We start from the raw sequence: 16116 nt of genomic DNA, 5'->3' as shown, positions 1-16116 counted from the left end.
CTTTTACTGCAAGCCTGCCCCGCGCCGGGCAAAGCTCCCCCAACCCCGGCAAAGACGGGGGATGGAAGACATGGCGGGGAAAAAGGCCCCCCGCAGGGGGCCGAGGTGATTAGCTGTTTGGCTTGAGTGACAACACGTGCAGCAGACGCTCCGGGGTGTCCGGGTGTACCTGCGGCTTGGCGACCGGGTTGTCGGCACTGAACCAGCCATTGAAGCGCTTGGTGCTGTATTCGTACCAGGTCGGGTTGTTGAACACCGGGATGATGGTCTGGTTGGCACCGACGCGTTCCTGGATGGCAAACATGATCTCCTTCTGCTTGGCCGCATCGGCGGTCTGGGTGAAGTCATCGATCAGCTTGTCGAGCTCGGGATCCTTGTAACGGGGCGCCGCGAAGCGGTTGCCGCGCTCACCCATGTTGCGGGAGTGGAAGGCGGTCTCGAAGTACTTGTGCGGGTTGGCACCGGCAAAGTACCCCTGCAGGGCGACGTCGAAGTCACCTGTGATCAGGTTCTCGGTCCAGACGGTGGCTTCCGGGGTGGAGGTCTTGGCGTTCAGACCCAGGGCCTGCAGCCCTTCCACACCGATCTGGACTGTGTTGACCCAGTCGGTCCAGCCGTTCGGTACCAGCACCTTGAACTCGATCTTCTTGCAGCTCGGGGTGTCGAGGAACTTGTCGCCGTCACAGTCCTTGTAGCCCGCTTCCTTCAGCAGAGCCTTGGCACCTTCCAGGTCGAACTTGTTGTACTTGCCGTATTTCTTCTCGACGTCCGGGTTGTCCCAGGAGGCGAATGCCTTGCCCAGACCTGAGGGGTATTCGTTGACGGTCGGGTAACCGTAGCCCGCGATGTCCACCATGGACTGGCGGTCCATCGCCATGGAGAAGGCGCGGCGGAAGTTGATGTCGTTGAAGGCTTCGTTATTGCCCGGGTTCTTGCTCTGGAAGTTGACGTTGAACGCCACAGTGCCGGAGGCGGGGAACCAGTACTTGTTGTTCTTGGGATCGTTGCCGACGTAGAGGCGCTCGATGTCCGGCACGAAGGAGCCGAACCAGTCCACGTCACCCTTCATCACAGCAGCCAGTACCTGGTCGTTGGTGGCCATCTGCGGCATGCGCAGGCAGTCGATGGCGAGGTTGGCGTTGTCCCAGTAGTGCGGGTTGCGGCACTGGGTATAGAGCTGGGCGGAGAAGTTGTCCACTTCGGTGAAGGGACCTGTGCCGACCGGCTTGTCGTTGGTGAAGGCAACCGGGTCTTTTACCGACTTCCACTGATGCTCGGGGACTATGGGCACCAGCACCAGGTCGTTCACCACGTTGGTGTTGACCTCGGCCAGGTCGAATTTGACCTTGTGCTCACCCAGCTTCTCGACACCCTTGATCTGAGTCCAGATGGAGCGCTCGTCCAGCGCCTTGTTGGCCTTGACCAGGTTGAAGGAGAAGAGGATGTCGTCGGCGGTGAAGGCTTCACCATCGGACCACTTGACCCCTTCGCGCAGGTCAAAGGTGACCGACTTCAGGTCATCGCTGAAGGCGTAGTGGGTGGCCAGACGATAGACGGGTTTGCCACCCTGCATATCGTTGAAGATCACCAGCGGCTCGTAGATGAAGTGACGGGTGGTGTGCAGCAGACCGGCCTGCAGGAAGGGGTTGAAGTTCTTGACCCATGCGGTCTCCTGTTGCGCGACCAGGGTCAGCACCGTCTTGTTCTCGGCGGCCATGGCGGTGCCGGCGGCACCTAGCATCAGGGTTCCCAGCATGACTGAGGTAGCGATTTTGGATACTTTGGCAAGCATATTTTTTCCTTTCTTATTGGTCTTCCATGGTTTTGGAATGGAGCACCGGATCCCATGCTTGGATGCCGGCCCTCAATGTTGGTCAGGTTTTGCACCCTTGTAGTTGTGTCATCCAACGCCCTTAGAAAAGCAGAGTTAACAGGAAAACAACAACTCTTCATTTCGTCGATATCGTAAAAACTCGGACTCTCTCGTCATTATCGTCAAACTCTATTTTTAATCCTTTTAAATTATACGCTTGCATTAATTCTCACAAAGTACCAAGTCACCTTTTATGACAATTCAAAGACGATAGTGTGAAGTGGATCGTGCTCGTTTTTGCTCCCCTTAAGTGGCTTTATTTTGAGCTTGAAACAAGCGAACCGGGGGGCGGGGCAGAACTGTGCGCTGGCTCACTAAGGGGCATATCCCGCTGAGTCGGGTGATGATGGGGGGCGTCCTATTTGCGCAAGGAGCCGGCGCCGGCTGCCAAGGGTTTTCGTGTTGGCTGATTTGGGGCAATAAAAAAGCCAGTCAGCATTCACTGACTGGCTTCGGGCGCCACATCCGTTAGCGGATTACTTGATCAGGCTGGCCCACAGATCGTACTCGTCCGCCTCGTCGATGCGGACCTCGTCCACGCCGTAGGCGGAGGTGTCCTGGGAGATGACCAGGATCTCCTTCACGCCAGCCTCTTTCAGGCGCTTGGCCTCGGCCAGGGCCTCGTCGATGGCTTCCAGCGGCTCCTGTACCGCGCTGTCGATGAAGCCGCAGGTGTTGACCACCACCAGCTCCGCATCGTCATAGCTGGGGACCTCTGAGCCGGGTGGACAATCTGCGCCAGGCCAACGGGAAACAGGTCTTCAACGTTGCCGTGGCCGGTCTGGGGTCCGACTCCATGTCACCTCGACCGGGCAGGCCAAGACCACCTTTAGCTTCATCCCGGCCGATCTGCCGCGCCAGCTGCAGAACCGGTTGCTGGGTCATGGCGGGAAAGTGCGCCTTGGCTCCCGATCCCTTCCACTCCCCGGCTGGTTATGATATCCATTCGATAACCTTGTCTAGAACATGCCGGTCTCGGAGCCTCGCCGCTCGCGAGTGCGACCCTGGGTTTCGCCTCGCCGTGTTCATTCCTCCCTGCAGGTCATGGGTTATACGCAAAAGAGGTTTTATGGAGTTGTTGTTACTGGCGGATGCGCCATCTGCCGCAGGCGTGGTTGCCTCATGGTATTTTGACGAATGGTGCCGCGACAGTGGTCGCTTTACTCAAGATCAGGTGCTGGCCAAGGTCATGGCGGCCACCCAGGTTGACCGGGCTCCGCTGATGGTACTGGCCCGCCAGGCCGGTGAATGGGTGGGGGCTGCCGAGCTCAAGATCCGTGAAATGGCGATATTTCCCGAGTACGAGCATTGGTTGGGTGGGGTATATGTGGTTGAAAAAGCGCGCGGGCAGGGGGTCGCCTCCTTGTTGGTAACAGAGATCCTCAGCCGTGCCCGCAGGGCGGGGATCAGCAAACTGTACTTGCAAACCGAGAACCTGACCGGTGGCGTTTATTGCCGTCATGGTTTCAAGGCCCTTGAGGAGGTCAATGATAAAGGTCTTCATGTTCTGGTGATGGTGGCGGATACCGGCATCTAGCCCTCGTCAGAAGCGCTGATCTGGTGACGTCTGGTGCAGCAGCTTGCGGCCTGCTTCAGCGCGCATAACCATTTTGTGCGGCCAATAAAAAAAGCCAGTCAGGGTCACTGACTGGCTTTTTTATTGGCGCCTGCCGGGCAGGCGCCATCATGGACTGCGGACTTAGCCTATCAGGCTGGCCCACAGGTCGTATTCGTCCGCTTCATCGATGCGGACCTTGACCAGATCGCCGGGTTTGAGGCCGGTTTCACCGTTCAGGTAGACCAGGCCGTCGATCTCGGGGGCATCGGCGAAGGAGCGGCCGGTGGCGCCCTCTTCGTCTACTTCGTCGATCAGCACAGTCATCTCCTTGCCGACCTTGCGGGCCAGCTTGCGAACTGAGACCTGCTGCTGCAGCTCCATGAAGCGCTGGAAGCGCTCTTCCTGGACGTCTTCCGGCACAGGATCCGGCAGCTCGTTGGCTTTGGCACCCTCGACCGGGCTGTATTTGAAGCAGCCAACCCTGTCCAGTTCAGCCTTGTCGATGAAGTCCAGCAGCATCTGGAACTCTTCTTCGGTCTCGCCGGGGAAGCCGACGATGAAGGTGGAGCGCAGGGTGATCTCGGGGCAGATCTCGCGCCACTTCTGGATCCGCTCCAGGGTGCGCTCGACGGTACCCGGGCGCTTCATCAGCTTCAGGATGCGCGGGCTGGCGTGTTGCAACGGGATGTCCAGGTAGGGCAGTACCTTGCCGTCGCGCATCAGCGGTATGACGTCATCCACGTGGGGATAGGGGTAGACGTAGTGCAGGCGTACCCAGATGTCGAGCTTGGCCAGCTCCTCGCACAGGGCCACCATGCTGGTCTTGACCGGCATGCCGTCGTAGAAACCGGTGCGGTGCTTGACGTCCACGCCGTAGGCGGAGGTGTCCTGGGAGATGACCAGGATCTCCTTCACGCCGGCTTCTTTCAGGCGCTTGGCTTCCGCCAGTACTTCGCCGATGGGGCGGCTCACCAGATCCCCGCGCATGGAGGGGATGATGCAGAAGGTGCAACGGTGGTTGCAGCCTTCGGAGATCTTCAGATAGGCGTAGTGGCGCGGGGTCAGCTTGACGCCGTGGGCCGGCACCAGGCTGGTGAAGGGGTTGTGGGTCGGCTTCGCCACGTATTTGTGGACGTGGCCCAGCACCTCTTCATAGGCGTGGGGACCGGTGATCTCGAGCACCTTGGGGTGGATCTCGCGGATCTGGTTCTCTTTGGCGCCGAGGCAGCCGGTGACTATCACCTTGCCGTTTTCGGCCAGGGCCTCGCCGATGGCTTCCAGCGACTCCTGTACCGCGCTGTCGATGAAGCCGCAGGTGTTGACCACCACCAGCTCCGCATCGTCATAGCTGGGCACCACATCGTACCCTTCGGTACGCAGCTGGGTCAGGATACGCTCGGAATCGACCAGATTTTTGGGGCAACCCAAGGAGACGAATCCTACTTTGGGGGCCTGTTTTGTGTTGGACATCGCTCAATCACTCTTAGGTGGCTCTTATTCAAGGGCGCGGATTTTACCGGAATGGCTAACCAAAAACTATACAACCGAGGTTGTCAGGCCGAACAATATTTACGGTCAGCTTCTGTCCCTTGTCGTCAGGGAGGCGGTGCCTGCTCATGATGGCGGTGGCCGCCTCTTCTCTCGCTGGCAGGGAAGCCTGGCCTTGGTGGATCCGGGGCGAGGGGACAACCACTCAGGACTTCTTTGAGTTGGCTTAAATCTGATAGGGTGACATGTCCGCTGATGGGATATTTAAGGAGCACACAATGAAGAGCCGATCCTGGTTGATTGCCGCCGTCCTGGCACTTGCATCTGGTCCCAGCCATGCCGACTGGGCGAAATTGAAGGAAGCGGCCTCCGAGCTTGGCACCGCGGTGAGCGACACCAGCAAGGAAGCCTGGCAGGGGATCACCGACTTCTCCAAGGCGACCTGGGAGTCTGTCTCCAGCTGGGGAGCCGATGCCTACAACAAGGCGGGCGCCTGGACGGAAGAGAGCACCGCCACCGGCAAGGAGTGGTTGACGGCCGCCGACAAGAAGCTCGACACCATGCTCGAACCCAAGACCCCCGCCGAGGCCAGAACCGCCCTGGATACCATGGCCGATACCGCCCTGGTGCGCTTGTTCAACGAGCAACCCTCCGCCAAGCTGCTGTTTGACAAGGCCTATGGCTATGCGGTGTTCGACTCGCGCAAGTTCTCCCTGATGGTGCACACCAACCAGGGGTCCGGGGTTGCCATCAATCGCAAGACGGGCAAGCACACCTATATGAAGATGTTTGGCGCCGGGCTGGCCGCCGGCATGGGGGGCAAGTTCTACCAGCAGGTGGTGCTGTTTGAAGACAAGGCCAGGTTCGATGCCTTCGTCAACAAGGGCTGGGAGGCCACCTCCGAAGTGGGGGCCGTGGCCGGCAAGGAGAGCGCCGAGCTGACCGCCAAGTACAATGGCGGCATGGCCATCTACCAGATAGGGGAGAAGGGACTGCTGCTCGATGCCAATATCTCGGGTTCCAAATACTGGCTGGATGACGATCTGAACAAGTGACGGCAGTCGCTGACAGCGATCCGGTATTTTTCTTTTATCATGTTGAAATACTGCCTGTTTAAATGACGTGACTTGCAGTAAAAAGGGGGCCTTCGGCCCTCTTTTTCATGGGCGAAAGCAAGACACAGTCGTTGAACAAGGAGAGTGACATGACCCAGGCATCTGAATCTGCCGTGGACTGGCGCCGGGAGTGGGAGCGGCAGAGCATCTGTCTGCGGCTGCAGCAGGGCAGCCCCATGGTCCTCTGGGTCAATGGCGATGAGGTCGAGCCCCTGACGGAAGGGGCGGCAAAGGGGGTCGCCTTCGGCTGGGGACGGGCGGGCGAGGGGACCATGGCGCTGGCCCATGCCATCGTCGCCAGGCTGGTGAAGGTGGGCCTGGTGGCCCCTGTGCAGGCCACCGAGAAGGCGCACTTCCTGCACGACGAGGTGCTGGTCAAGCTGCCAGCGGACGAGCACTACGATCTGCATCTCGGCTACCTGAAGCTGGTGCTGGGGTGACATGAGGTGGGGCCAGGGCGCCCGCTTGTGGCGGTCCCTCGGCGCAGGTGGCCTGCCCCTCTTTCCGGTTGGCACTCTAATTGCTTAAGGCTTGCCAGTGTCAATGATTTGTCTGGGAAGGGAAGATGGAAATAAGCGCAAGCAGCCTGATGCAAGAGATGCAGGCACTCAAGGTAGAAGCCGGTGCCACGCCGCTGACCCAGCCCGGTCGTCCGGTCAACTCGGATTTCGGTCAGATGCTGCAACAGGCATTGGGCAACGTCAACGAATTGCAGGGCAGCGCCAACGATCTGCGCACCCGGTTCGATATGGGCGACAAGTCGGTGGACCTGTCCGAGGTGATGATCGCCGGGCAGAAATCCTCCATCGCCTTCGAGGCGACGGTGCAGGTGCGTAACAAGATGGTCGATGCCTACAAGACCATCATGAACATGCCAGTGTAACTCGGCCCCATGGCGACCGAGCATCATGAAGATGTCAGCAATAAGGACCTGAAGAGTGGCTAACGATCCAAACGGCGATCTGCTGATGAACAACGAGGGGGCTGCCGCCCTCGATGAGCACGAGCAGAAGAGCTCGGCCCTGGGCTTCTTGTCCAACACCGATGTGTTGCGGCAGATCACCCTGATCCTGGGGTTGACCATCTGTCTGGCCATCGCCGTCTTCATCCTGCTGTGGGGCAAGGAGCCGGAGATGCGTCCCCTCGGCACCTTCAACACCCAGGAGCTGGTTTCCACCCTGGATTACCTGGATCAGCAGAAGATCCCCTATCAGGTCGATGGCAAGAGCGTGCTGGTCAGTGCCGAGAATTATGCGGACATCCGGCTGCGCCTGACCCGCGCCGGCCTCGCCAGCAGCAGCGAGGCCAGCAACGATGGCGAAGCCATACTGCTCAAGGACTCCAGCTTCGGGGTCAGCCAGCGGATGGAGAGCGAGCGTCTGAAACTGAGCCGCGAGCGCCAGCTGGCGAGCGCCATCGAGCAGTTCCAGAACGTCGCCAAGGCCCAGGTGCTGCTGGCCATCCCCAAGGACAACGTGTTCGCCCGCAACGAACGCAAGCCGAGCGCCACAGTGGTGCTGAGCCTGAAAGGGGCTGCGCTGGGCCAGGGAGAAGTGGACTCCATCGTCGACATGGTCGCTTCCGCCGTGCACGGCCTGGAGCCGACCCGCGTCACAGTGACCGATCAGAACGGCCGCCTGCTCAACTCCGGCTCCCAGGACCCGCTCTCTGCCCAGACTCGCAAGGAGTTTGCGATGCAGCAGAAGCAGGAGCTCGAATACAAACAAAAAATTGACGCCATTCTGATCCCGGTGCTGGGGGCCGACAACTATACGGCGGAGGTCGATCTCTCCCTCGACTTCTCCCAGCAGGAGCAGACCCGCAAGACTTACAATCCGGACTTGCCGGCGGTGCGCTCCGAGATGACGGTAGAAGAGAACAGCGCCAACGGCAGCAATGGCGGCGTGCCTGGCGCGCTCACCAATCAGCCGCCCGCCGCCTCCAGCATTCCCGAGCAGGCCGCCGGCGCGGAAGGGGGAACCGGCTCTTCCGGCCGCTCCCGCAAGGAGGCGACCCGCAACTTCGAACTGGACACCACGGTCAGCCACATCCGGCGCCAGCAGGGCGGCATCCGCCGCATGACGGTGTCGGTGGCGGTGGATTACAAGGCCACTCCCGGCGCCGACGGAGCCGTCACCCGGGAAGCCCGCAGCCAGGCCGAGCTCGATACCCTGCGCCGTCTGCTCAGCGGCGGCCTCGGCTTCGACGTGACCCGGGGAGACACCCTGGAGGTGGTCGCCATTCCGTTCAACCGCCCCGAGCTGGAAGCCGTGGCCGACATGCCCCTCTACGAGCAGCCCTGGTTCTGGCGCGCGGTACGCATCGCCGCCTCGGTGCTGGTCATCATAGTGCTCATCGTCACAGTGGTGCGGCCCATGCTCAAGCGCCTGCTCTACCCGGATGCCAAGCCGGAAGGGGAGCTGGACTTCGACAACCACACAGTGCTGGGCGGGGACGACGAGCTGAGCCTGCTGGCGGCCCAGGCCGAGGCCGAGCCGGTGTTCGGCCTGCGGGATGGCCAGCTCAAGCTGCCTGACTTGCACCGTGACGAGGACCTGCTCAAGGCCGTGCGTGCCTTGGTAGCGAATGAACCAGACCTGGCCGCTCAGGTCATCAAAGAATGGGTAACGAACCGAGATGCCTGAAGAGAAGAAAAACCAAGTCACCGGTAACGAGATTACCGACAACCAGCGCCAGATCCTCGACCAGATGGCCGGGATGGAGATGGCGGCGGTCTTGATGCTGAGCCTCAACGAGGAGGATGCCGCCCAGATCTTCCGTCATCTCGAGCCCAAGCAGGTGCAGCGGCTCGGCATGTCCATGGCCTCCATGTCGGATTTCAGTCACGACCGGGTGGCGGCGGTGCATCGTCAATTTATCGACGACATCCAGAAATACACCAACATCGGCATCGGCAGTGAAGACTTCGTGCGCAAGGCCCTGGTGGCGGCGCTCGGGGAGGACAAGGCCAGCAACCTGGTGGATCAGATCATCCTGGGGTCCGGCGCCCGCGGCCTAGACTCCCTCAAGTGGATGGATGCCCGCCAGGTGGCCAGCATCATCCAGAACGAACACCCGCAGATCCAGACCATAGTGCTCTCCTATCTGGAGCCGGAGCAATCCGCCGAGATACTGAGCCAGTTCCCGGAGCAGGTGCGCCTGGATCTGGTGATGCGTATCGCCAACCTCGAAGAGGTGCAACCGGCGGCGCTGCAAGAGCTCAACGACATCATGGAGAAGCAGTTCGCCGGTGCGGCCGGGGCCCAGGCGGCCAAGATGGGTGGCCTCAAGGCTGCCGCCAACATCATGAACTACCTGGACACCAACATCGAAGGCCAGCTGATGGACTCCATCCGCGAGTCGGACGAGGAGATGAGCCAGCAGATCCAGGACTTGATGTTCGTGTTCGAGAACCTCATCGATGTGGACGATCGGGGCATCCAGACCCTGCTGCGGGAAGTGCCGGGGGATCTGCTGCAACGGGCCCTCAAGGGCTCGGACGACCAGATGCGCGAGAAGGTCTTCAAGAACATGTCCAAGCGGGCCGCCGAGATGCTGGCGGACGATCTCGAAGCCATGGGGCCGATCCGGGTCTCAGAGGTGGAGGCCGCCCAGAAGGAGATCCTCTCCACCGCACGCCGTCTGGCGGACGCGGGCGAGATCATGCTGGGGGCTGGCGGTGGCGAAGAGTTCCTCTAAGCCATGGGCAATGGAATGTGCGATGATGTCGCCCCCTTCGTCCGGCACGCCAGGAGTGTCTTTCGCACATGAATAACAAGAACAGCAAGCTGCGGGGTTATGTCAGGCCCGAGGCGGACGAGACCCGGGTGGAAGCCTGGGGCTGGCCCGAGATGGAGGTCGAATCCGAGATCCAGAGCAATGCCCTGGGGCTTGGCCCTGACTGGTATCGCCAGGAGCAGGCGGACGAGATGCCGCCACAAGAGCAGCCGGAGGAGCCGACCCCCAGCATCACCGCCGAAGAGGTGGAGGCAATCCGCCAGGCCGCCTGGGAAGAGGGGCTGGCCGAGGGGCGAGAGGCCGGCTTTGCCAAGGGGCTGGAGGAGGGCAAGCTGGAAGGCTTGCAGCAGGGACATCAAGCGGGTCTGGAGCAGGGCCGCGAAGAGGGGCTGGCCATGGGCCGCGACCAGGTGGAGCAGGAGATTGCCCACTGGCAGGGGCTCGTCTCCCGCCTCGCCAATCCCCTGAGCGAGCAGGACAGCGCCGTGGAGCAGCAGCTCATCGCCCTAGTCCAGCAGCTCGCCCGCGCCCTCATTCGCCACGAGGCCGAGACGTCGCCGCGGCTGTTGCTCGAGGCCCTCAAGCAGGGTCTTGCCCTGCTGCCTGCCGCCGAGCAGGGGGTCACCCTGATGCTGCACCCGGACGACGTGGCCCGGGTCGAGCAGGCCTTCGGCGCCGAGGAGTGTGCCCGGCGTCACTGGCGGCTGCAAAGCGATCCCACCCTCTCCCCGGGGGATCTGCAGCTGGCCACCGAACTCTCCAGCATCGATCTGACCCTGTCGGGGCGCATCGATCAACTGCTGCGCAACTTCCTTCGTGACAATGCCGACTGACCCTCTTCCCCGGTTTGGCATAGGGAGTGCGCGCTGCTTCGCACCATGTCCCTTCGTGACAATGCCGACTGACACCCTGTCCCGCTCTGGCACAGGGAAGCCAGGTTGCTGCGCACTGTCTCCCGGCTTGGTGACAATGACGGCAGGCTCCCGGCCTCTTTCCCCTTTCTCTCTGGAGGCGCGATGACAGCATCCCTGCTCAGTCGACTGCAAGGCTACCGGGTCCGCGATCTCGCGCCCATACCGCCGGTGGCGGGCAAACTCACCCGGGTGGTGGGGCTGACCCTGGAAGCCATCGGCTGCCGCGCCGCCATCGGGGCCCTGTGCCGCATCGACACCCAGGATGGCATGCTGGAGGCCGAAGTGGTGGGCTTCTCCGGCGATCGGCTGTTTCTGATGCCGAGCGAGCAGCTCAAGGGGATCATTCCCGGTGCCCGTGTGGTGCCCATCACCGAGGATCACGGCATCCCGGTGGGCATGAACCTGCTCGGCCGGGTCATCGACGGCATAGGCCAGCCCCTGGACGGGCTGGGCCCCATCATCTCGTCCCAGACGGTGCAGTTCGCCCAGCATCGCATCAACCCCCTGGCCCGTCGTCCCATCCATGAGCCCATGGATGTGGGGGTGCGCGCTATCAACGCCGTGCTCACCGTGGGGCGGGGCCAGCGCATGGGGCTGTTCGCCGGCTCCGGCGTGGGCAAGTCGGTGCTGCTCGGCATGATGACCCGCGGCTCTGTGGCGGATGTGGTGGTGGTGGGCCTCATCGGCGAGCGGGGCCGGGAGGTGAAGGAGTTCATCGAGGAGATCCTCGGCGCCGAGGGGCGCGAGCGCGCCGTGGTGGTGGCGGCGCCAGCCGATGCCTCGCCGCTGATGCGGCTCAAGGGGTGCGAGACGGCGCTCGCCATCGCCGAGTATTTCCGCGAGCAGGGGCTCAACGTGCTGCTGCTGATGGACTCCCTCACCCGCTACGCCCAGGCCCAGCGCGAGATAGCCCTGGCGGTGGGGGAGCCGCCGGCCACCAAGGGTTACCCGCCCTCGGTGTTTGCCAAATTGCCGGCACTGGTGGAGCGGGCCGGCAACGGCAGCGACGGCCAGGGCTCCATCACGGCCTTTTTCACCGTGCTGACGGAGGGGGACGATCTACAGGATCCCATCGCCGATGCGGCGCGGGCCATCCTGGATGGCCACATAGTGCTGGCGCGGGAGCTGGCGGATGCGGGCCACTACCCGGCCATCGACATCGAAAAATCCATCAGCCGGGTCATGCCCATGGTGACCTCCCCGGAGCACATGGAGCTGGCGCGTGCCTTCAAGCAGTTCTACTCCCTCTATCAGCAAAACCGGGATCTCATCACCATAGGCGCCTACAGCCAGGGATCGGATCCGCGCATCGACAGGGCCATCATCCAGAAACCCTATCTGGATCAGTTCTTGCAGCAGAAAATGCGCGAGGTGGTTCCCTACGACGAGGGCCTGCAATCCCTGCACATGGTGGCCATGCCGCTGATGCGTTAACCGGTGGAGTGTCGTGATGAGTAAAGGATTGACGTTGCTGGCGGGCCGACTGCTGGAGGCCGAACAGCAGGCTGCCATGGCGCTGGCCAAGGCCCAGCAGGATCTCAAGCTGTTCATGGATCAGCAGAATGCACTTAACCAGTACCGCCAGATCTACCACCAGCAGTGGACGGATCGCGGCCTGCAGGGGATAACGCCCCAGCAGAACAGCCAGTATCACGCCTTCATCAACAAGCTGGAAAATGCGGCGACCCAGCAGTATGAAGGGGTGTTGCAGGTGCGCGAGGCGCTGGCCCAGTGCCGCACCCAGTGGCTCGAAGCCCAGCAGCGGCGCAAGGCCGTCGAGCTGCTGCTCGAGAAGCAGGCCGGACGAGCGCAGCTTAAGGCGCAACGTCAGGAGCAGAAGATGCTGGACGATTACGCCATACTGCGACGCTATCACCATTCTGGCCTGTAACTTGCTTTCTATTGCCAACACAGGCTAAGACGCCGCCTCCGCCCCCCGGATGTGCGGTCATCACAGGATTGTCGTCAGGGATCCCAGCATGATAGAGACCAAGTTGAACCTAGCGCCCAGCCAGGCAATCCCTGCCGACGGCGCCCTGTCGCCCTCGCTCCTCGCCAGGGTGGAAGGAAAGGATCTGTCGCTGGCGGACGGCAAGGCCGCCTTTGCCGATGCCATGGCCCAGCTGCTGGGTCAGGAGCCATCGGCCAGTCAAGGGGGTGACGAGGCCCTGGCTGCGGTCACCCCGGATGCCAAATCTTTGGCGTCTGCCGAGACAACTGGCGATCAGGAGCTGCCCACCAAGGCGCCATCTGAGGAGACCGAGCTTCCCCCCGAGGATTTTCTGCAGCAGCTGCAGGCCTCCCTCAGGCAGGATGTCAGCCTGGTGGTGCCCCCAGCTTTGCCCCCCCAGGAGGTGACGGCGACCGTCGACGGCAATGACTTGCCGCCCGAGTCGCATCCTGTGTCACAGGCTGCGGGGCCTGTGACGGCGGGAGCGGCACCAGCCTCGCCGGTGGTCGCCGATGGGCAGGCCCCGGAGGCGCTCCCCCTTGACGTTGAAGAGGGCGGGCTTGCCGCTGGCAAGGTACCCGTCGCCGCGGGCAAGGGCCAGCCCTCGGAGCCGCAGCAGAGCGAGCAGGCCACTGCCGAAAACAGCACGGCGGCGGCCAAGGCCGGTCAGCCAACGGCCGCGGTGGCGACTGAACCCTTGTCCGGCGAGGCGCGGGCGGCCCTGCTGGCCAAGGTAGTGGCCGGTGAGGCCGTCTCTGCGCCGGCGAGCCAGGGGCCTGTGGCGGGCACGAAGCCGTCCGAGCCAGTTTTCCATGACGAACAGATCAGCGCGGCCTCCGCGACCACAGCCAGGGCCTTCGACGCCGGCGTGGTCAGGGTGGAGCCGCAGGGTGGGGCCCAGGCCACACCAGAACCTGGCACTGCCGGTGGTGAGGGCGACAAGGCGAGCCCGGCAGGCGACACCCGGGAGGCCAAGCCAAGCGCGGCCCCAACCCCCAGAGCCGAGACGACGGCCAGTGGCACCACTCCCCAGCCCGCCCCATCCAGCCCGGATCCCGTGCTGACGGCGCCCCAGCAGACGCTGGCTCGTCACGAGTCCCAGGGGCCGCAAGCCTCGCTGACGGCGCTCTCGGCCGGCATCCAGCAGATGGAGGCCGAACCCGCGGTGGCCGTCGGAGCCGCCGCGGAACTCAAGCCGGCGGCGCAGAAATCCAAGCTCGATGAGCTGGGCAAGTCGCTCGGGGTCGAGGCCAAGGGCACAGAGCCGAGCGAAGGAAGCCAGCCGCTGCAGCATGCCCAGACCAGCGATGGCAAACCGGCCGCCGAGGTGAGTGCGCGGCGGGAGCCCCAGAGCCTGCCGCATCTCAAGCTGGCCACCCCGGAGGCGCCAGCCCAGTTGCACCAGAAGGTGAACCTGATGCTGGCGGACAAGCTGCAGCAGGCGGAGATCCAGCTAGACCCCCTGGGCCTTGGCAAGATGAAGATCCAAATCCAGATGGATGCCTCCAGCCAGGCCAACGTCCACTTCGTGGTGCAGCATGGCCAGACCCGGGAGATGCTGGAGCAGGCCATGCCCAGGCTGCGGGACATGTTGGCGGGGCAGGGGATCCAGCTCGGTCAGACAGTGGTGCAACAACAGGCGCAGCAGCAGGGGCAACAGCAGCAGGGGCAGCCGCCATCGCAGGGCCAGTCTGGCTTCGGCGGTCAGGGTCAGCAAGGGGGAGGCTTTGCCGGTGGCGACCAGCCGGAGGGGGAGGGCAGGGCCCGCACCCTGAGTCTGCTGGTGGAATCGACAAACGATGCCGGAATTGATTTCTATGCTTGATGCCTGCCCGAGTAAGTTTATGATACCGAACAAGTTTGAGACTAGGGTGGACAAGGGATGGCAGACGATAACGAACTGACGCTGAAGGACCCGGCGGCGGCCAAGAAAAAGAAGCTGATCATGATAGTCGCCCTGGTCGTCATCCTTCTGGGTGGCGGCGGGGCCGGTGCCTGGTTCATGTTTGCAGGTTCCGACGAACCGGCGGCCGACACGGCCGAGGCCAAGCCCGAAGCCAGTGCGCCCCAACCCTCCCTCTATGTGGGCATGCCGCGTCCCTTCGTGTTCAATGTGGCAGGCGGGCAGCGGGATCGGCTGGTGCAGATCAAGATCCAGCTGATGGTGCGCGGGGCCGCTGACGAGACCCTGGCCAAACAGAATATTCCCCTGATCGAAGGGACCCTGCTGCGGGTCTTCAGCGCGGCCACCGCCGAGCAGCTGATGACCTTCGAGGGCAAGGAGAAGCTGCGTCAGGATTCATTGGAAGAGTGTCGCCGGGTCCTCAAGGATCTGGTCTCTTCCCCCGTAATAGAACAAGTGCTGTTTACCGGCTTTGTCATGCAATGAAAGGTGAAGCGTGAGCGATCTGTTAAGTCAGGACGAAATTGATGCCCTGCTGCACGGTGTCGATGATGTCGAAGAGGAAGAGCTAGGGGCGGCCGGGGATCCCGGTATCGCCCAGTTTGACTTTTCCTCCCAGGACCGCATCGTCCGTGGCCGCATGCCGACCCTGGAGCTGGTGAACGAGCGGTTCGCCCGTCACATGCGCATCAGCCTGTTCAACATGATGCGGCGCACCGCCGAGGTGTCGATCAACGGCGTGCAGATGCTCAAGTTCGGCGAATACGTGCACACCCTGTTCGTGCCGACCAGCCTGAACATGGTGCGCTTCCGCCCCCTCAAGGGGACGGCACTCATCACCATGGAGGCGCGTCTCGTCTTCATACTGGTGGAGAACTTCTTCGGCGGCGACGGCCGCTATCACGCCAAGATCGAGGGGCGCGAGTTCACCCCCACCGAGCGGCGCATCATCCAGATGCTGCTCAAGCTGGTGTTCGAGGACTACAAGGATGCCTGGGCGCCGGTGATGGATGTCGGCTTCGAGTACCTCGACTCCGAGGTGAACCCGGCCATGGCGAACATCGTCAGCCCCACCGAGGTGATAGTGGTGAGCTCCTTCCACATCGAGCTCGATGGCGGTGGCGGCGACTTCCACGTGGCCATGCCCTACTCCATGCTGGAGCCCATCCGCGAGCTGCTGGATGCCGGGGTGCAGAGTGACAAGGGCGACACAGACGTGCGCTGGAGCAAGGCCCTGCGTGACGAAATCATGGACGTCAAGGTGGAACTCAAGGCCAAGCTGCTGGAGACAGAGCTCTCCCTGCGCGAGCTGATGGAGCTGCAACCCGGCGACATCATCCCGGTGGAGATGCCGGAGAACCTGCTGGTCTTCGTGGAGGACCTGCCCACCTTCCACGCCAAGATGGGGCGCACCAAGGAGAACGTGGCGCTCAAGATAGTGGACAAAATCAAGCGCCCTGACGGAGTCAAGACAGAGATGCATCTGGTGACCCGGGGGGGCGTGCGCATCGATGGCGAGGCCGAGCTGGAAGAGCTCGAACGCAGCATCGCCGATAAACAGCCCTAATAGACCCGT

14 protein-coding genes and 1 pseudogene are annotated in these 16116 nt (G+C 62.5%); 12 read left to right on the top strand and 3 right to left on the bottom strand.

Annotation, left to right across the window (positions count from 1 at the left end; translation table 11 throughout):
- Window positions 1–109: 109 nt before the first annotated feature.
- Window positions 110–1792, bottom strand: a complete 1683-nt coding sequence (locus WIR04_RS14550) for an ABC transporter substrate-binding protein (RefSeq protein ID WP_025326232.1) — start codon at window positions 1790–1792, stop codon at window positions 110–112.
- Between the two features lie 614 nt (window positions 1793–2406).
- Window positions 2407–2586, bottom strand: a pseudogene (locus tag WIR04_RS14545) (hypothetical protein); the annotation flags it as partial.
- 356 nt (window positions 2587–2942) lie between these two features.
- Between WIR04_RS14545 and WIR04_RS14540 the strand changes: the two are divergent.
- Entirely contained in the window at window positions 2943–3410 is a 468-nt protein-coding gene (locus tag WIR04_RS14540) for a GNAT family N-acetyltransferase (RefSeq protein WP_338887849.1), read from the top strand.
- Between the two features lie 162 nt (window positions 3411–3572).
- On the opposite strand, the gene rimO is transcribed toward WIR04_RS14540, so the two are convergent.
- A complete protein-coding gene (rimO, locus tag WIR04_RS14535; protein WP_338887847.1) occupies window positions 3573–4901 on the bottom strand; it encodes a 30S ribosomal protein S12 methylthiotransferase RimO in 1329 nt (442 codons plus the stop codon).
- Window positions 4902–5197: 296 nt separating this feature from the next.
- On the opposite strand from rimO, the gene befA reads away from it, so the two are divergent.
- The 11 genes from befA to fliM all read left to right on the top strand — a co-directional run bounded on the left by befA (window position 5198) and on the right by fliM (window position 16107).
- The gene (befA, locus tag WIR04_RS14530; protein ID WP_025326236.1) at window positions 5198–5974 is read left to right on the top strand and encodes a beta cell expansion factor BefA; all 777 of its coding nucleotides are present in this window, start codon (window positions 5198–5200) and stop codon (window positions 5972–5974) included.
- A 149-nt stretch (window positions 5975–6123) separates the two neighbouring features.
- Window positions 6124–6474 (top strand): hypothetical protein, encoded by a 351-nt coding sequence (locus WIR04_RS14525; RefSeq protein ID WP_338887845.1) that lies wholly within the window; start codon window positions 6124–6126, stop codon window positions 6472–6474.
- 125 nt (window positions 6475–6599) lie between these two features.
- Window positions 6600–6917, top strand: a complete 318-nt coding sequence (fliE, locus tag WIR04_RS14520; RefSeq protein WP_338887843.1) for a flagellar hook-basal body complex protein FliE — start codon at window positions 6600–6602, stop codon at window positions 6915–6917.
- 55 nt (window positions 6918–6972) lie between these two features.
- Complete coding sequence (gene fliF, locus WIR04_RS14515) at window positions 6973–8679, top strand: flagellar basal-body MS-ring/collar protein FliF (RefSeq protein WP_338887841.1); 1707 nt, start codon at window positions 6973–6975, stop codon at window positions 8677–8679.
- Window positions 8672–9733 carry a flagellar motor switch protein FliG gene (gene fliG, locus WIR04_RS14510; protein WP_025326240.1) on the top strand — a complete coding sequence of 354 codons (1062 nt, stop codon included), beginning with the start codon at window positions 8672–8674 and terminating at the stop codon, window positions 9731–9733. The genes fliF and fliG overlap by 8 nt, the downstream gene beginning before the upstream one ends.
- Before the next feature lie 68 nt (window positions 9734–9801).
- Entirely contained in the window at window positions 9802–10605 is an 804-nt protein-coding gene (gene fliH / locus WIR04_RS14505; RefSeq protein WP_338887838.1) for a flagellar assembly protein FliH, read from the top strand.
- A gap of 183 nt (window positions 10606–10788) precedes the next feature.
- A complete protein-coding gene (gene fliI / locus WIR04_RS14500) occupies window positions 10789–12120 on the top strand; it encodes a flagellar protein export ATPase FliI (RefSeq protein ID WP_025326242.1) in 1332 nt (443 codons plus the stop codon).
- 16 nt (window positions 12121–12136) lie between these two features.
- Window positions 12137–12577: a flagellar export protein FliJ gene (gene fliJ, locus WIR04_RS14495; RefSeq protein WP_106887478.1), complete on the top strand. Its 441-nt coding sequence runs from the start codon at window positions 12137–12139 to the stop codon at window positions 12575–12577.
- 88 nt (window positions 12578–12665) lie between these two features.
- Window positions 12666–14462, top strand: a complete 1797-nt coding sequence (locus WIR04_RS14490) for a flagellar hook-length control protein FliK (protein WP_338887835.1) — start codon at window positions 12666–12668, stop codon at window positions 14460–14462.
- Window positions 14463–14519: 57 nt separating this feature from the next.
- Window positions 14520–15026: a flagellar basal body-associated protein FliL gene (gene fliL, locus WIR04_RS14485; protein WP_171268714.1), complete on the top strand. Its 507-nt coding sequence runs from the start codon at window positions 14520–14522 to the stop codon at window positions 15024–15026.
- 10 nt (window positions 15027–15036) lie between these two features.
- Window positions 15037–16107, top strand: a complete 1071-nt coding sequence (fliM, locus tag WIR04_RS14480) for a flagellar motor switch protein FliM (protein ID WP_106887475.1) — start codon at window positions 15037–15039, stop codon at window positions 16105–16107.
- Window positions 16108–16116 lie beyond the last annotated feature (9 nt).

The organism is Aeromonas rivipollensis (assembly GCF_037811135.1).
Lineage (GTDB): Bacteria > Pseudomonadota > Gammaproteobacteria > Enterobacterales > Aeromonadaceae > Aeromonas > Aeromonas rivipollensis.
This window is presented reverse-complemented; position numbering and strand designations above follow the sequence as displayed.

Coding starts and splice junctions, on each gene's coding strand:
- fliI (WP_025326242.1), top strand. CDS start 10,789: ATGACAGCATCCCTGCTCAGTCGACTGCAAGGCTACCGGGTCCGCGAT.
- fliJ (WP_106887478.1), top strand. CDS start 12,137: ATGAGTAAAGGATTGACGTTGCTGGCGGGCCGACTGCTGGAGGCCGAA.
- WIR04_RS14550 (WP_025326232.1), bottom strand. CDS start 1,792: ATGCTTGCCAAAGTATCCAAAATCGCTACCTCAGTCATGCTGGGAACC.
- WIR04_RS14525 (WP_338887845.1), top strand. CDS start 6,124: ATGACCCAGGCATCTGAATCTGCCGTGGACTGGCGCCGGGAGTGGGAG.
- fliH (WP_338887838.1), top strand. CDS start 9,802: ATGAATAACAAGAACAGCAAGCTGCGGGGTTATGTCAGGCCCGAGGCG.
- befA (WP_025326236.1), top strand. CDS start 5,198: ATGAAGAGCCGATCCTGGTTGATTGCCGCCGTCCTGGCACTTGCATCT.
- WIR04_RS14490 (WP_338887835.1), top strand. CDS start 12,666: ATGATAGAGACCAAGTTGAACCTAGCGCCCAGCCAGGCAATCCCTGCC.
- rimO (WP_338887847.1), bottom strand. CDS start 4,901: ATGTCCAACACAAAACAGGCCCCCAAAGTAGGATTCGTCTCCTTGGGT.
- fliG (WP_025326240.1), top strand. CDS start 8,672: ATGCCTGAAGAGAAGAAAAACCAAGTCACCGGTAACGAGATTACCGAC.
- fliL (WP_171268714.1), top strand. CDS start 14,520: ATGGCAGACGATAACGAACTGACGCTGAAGGACCCGGCGGCGGCCAAG.
- WIR04_RS14540 (WP_338887849.1), top strand. CDS start 2,943: ATGGAGTTGTTGTTACTGGCGGATGCGCCATCTGCCGCAGGCGTGGTT.
- fliE (WP_338887843.1), top strand. CDS start 6,600: ATGGAAATAAGCGCAAGCAGCCTGATGCAAGAGATGCAGGCACTCAAG.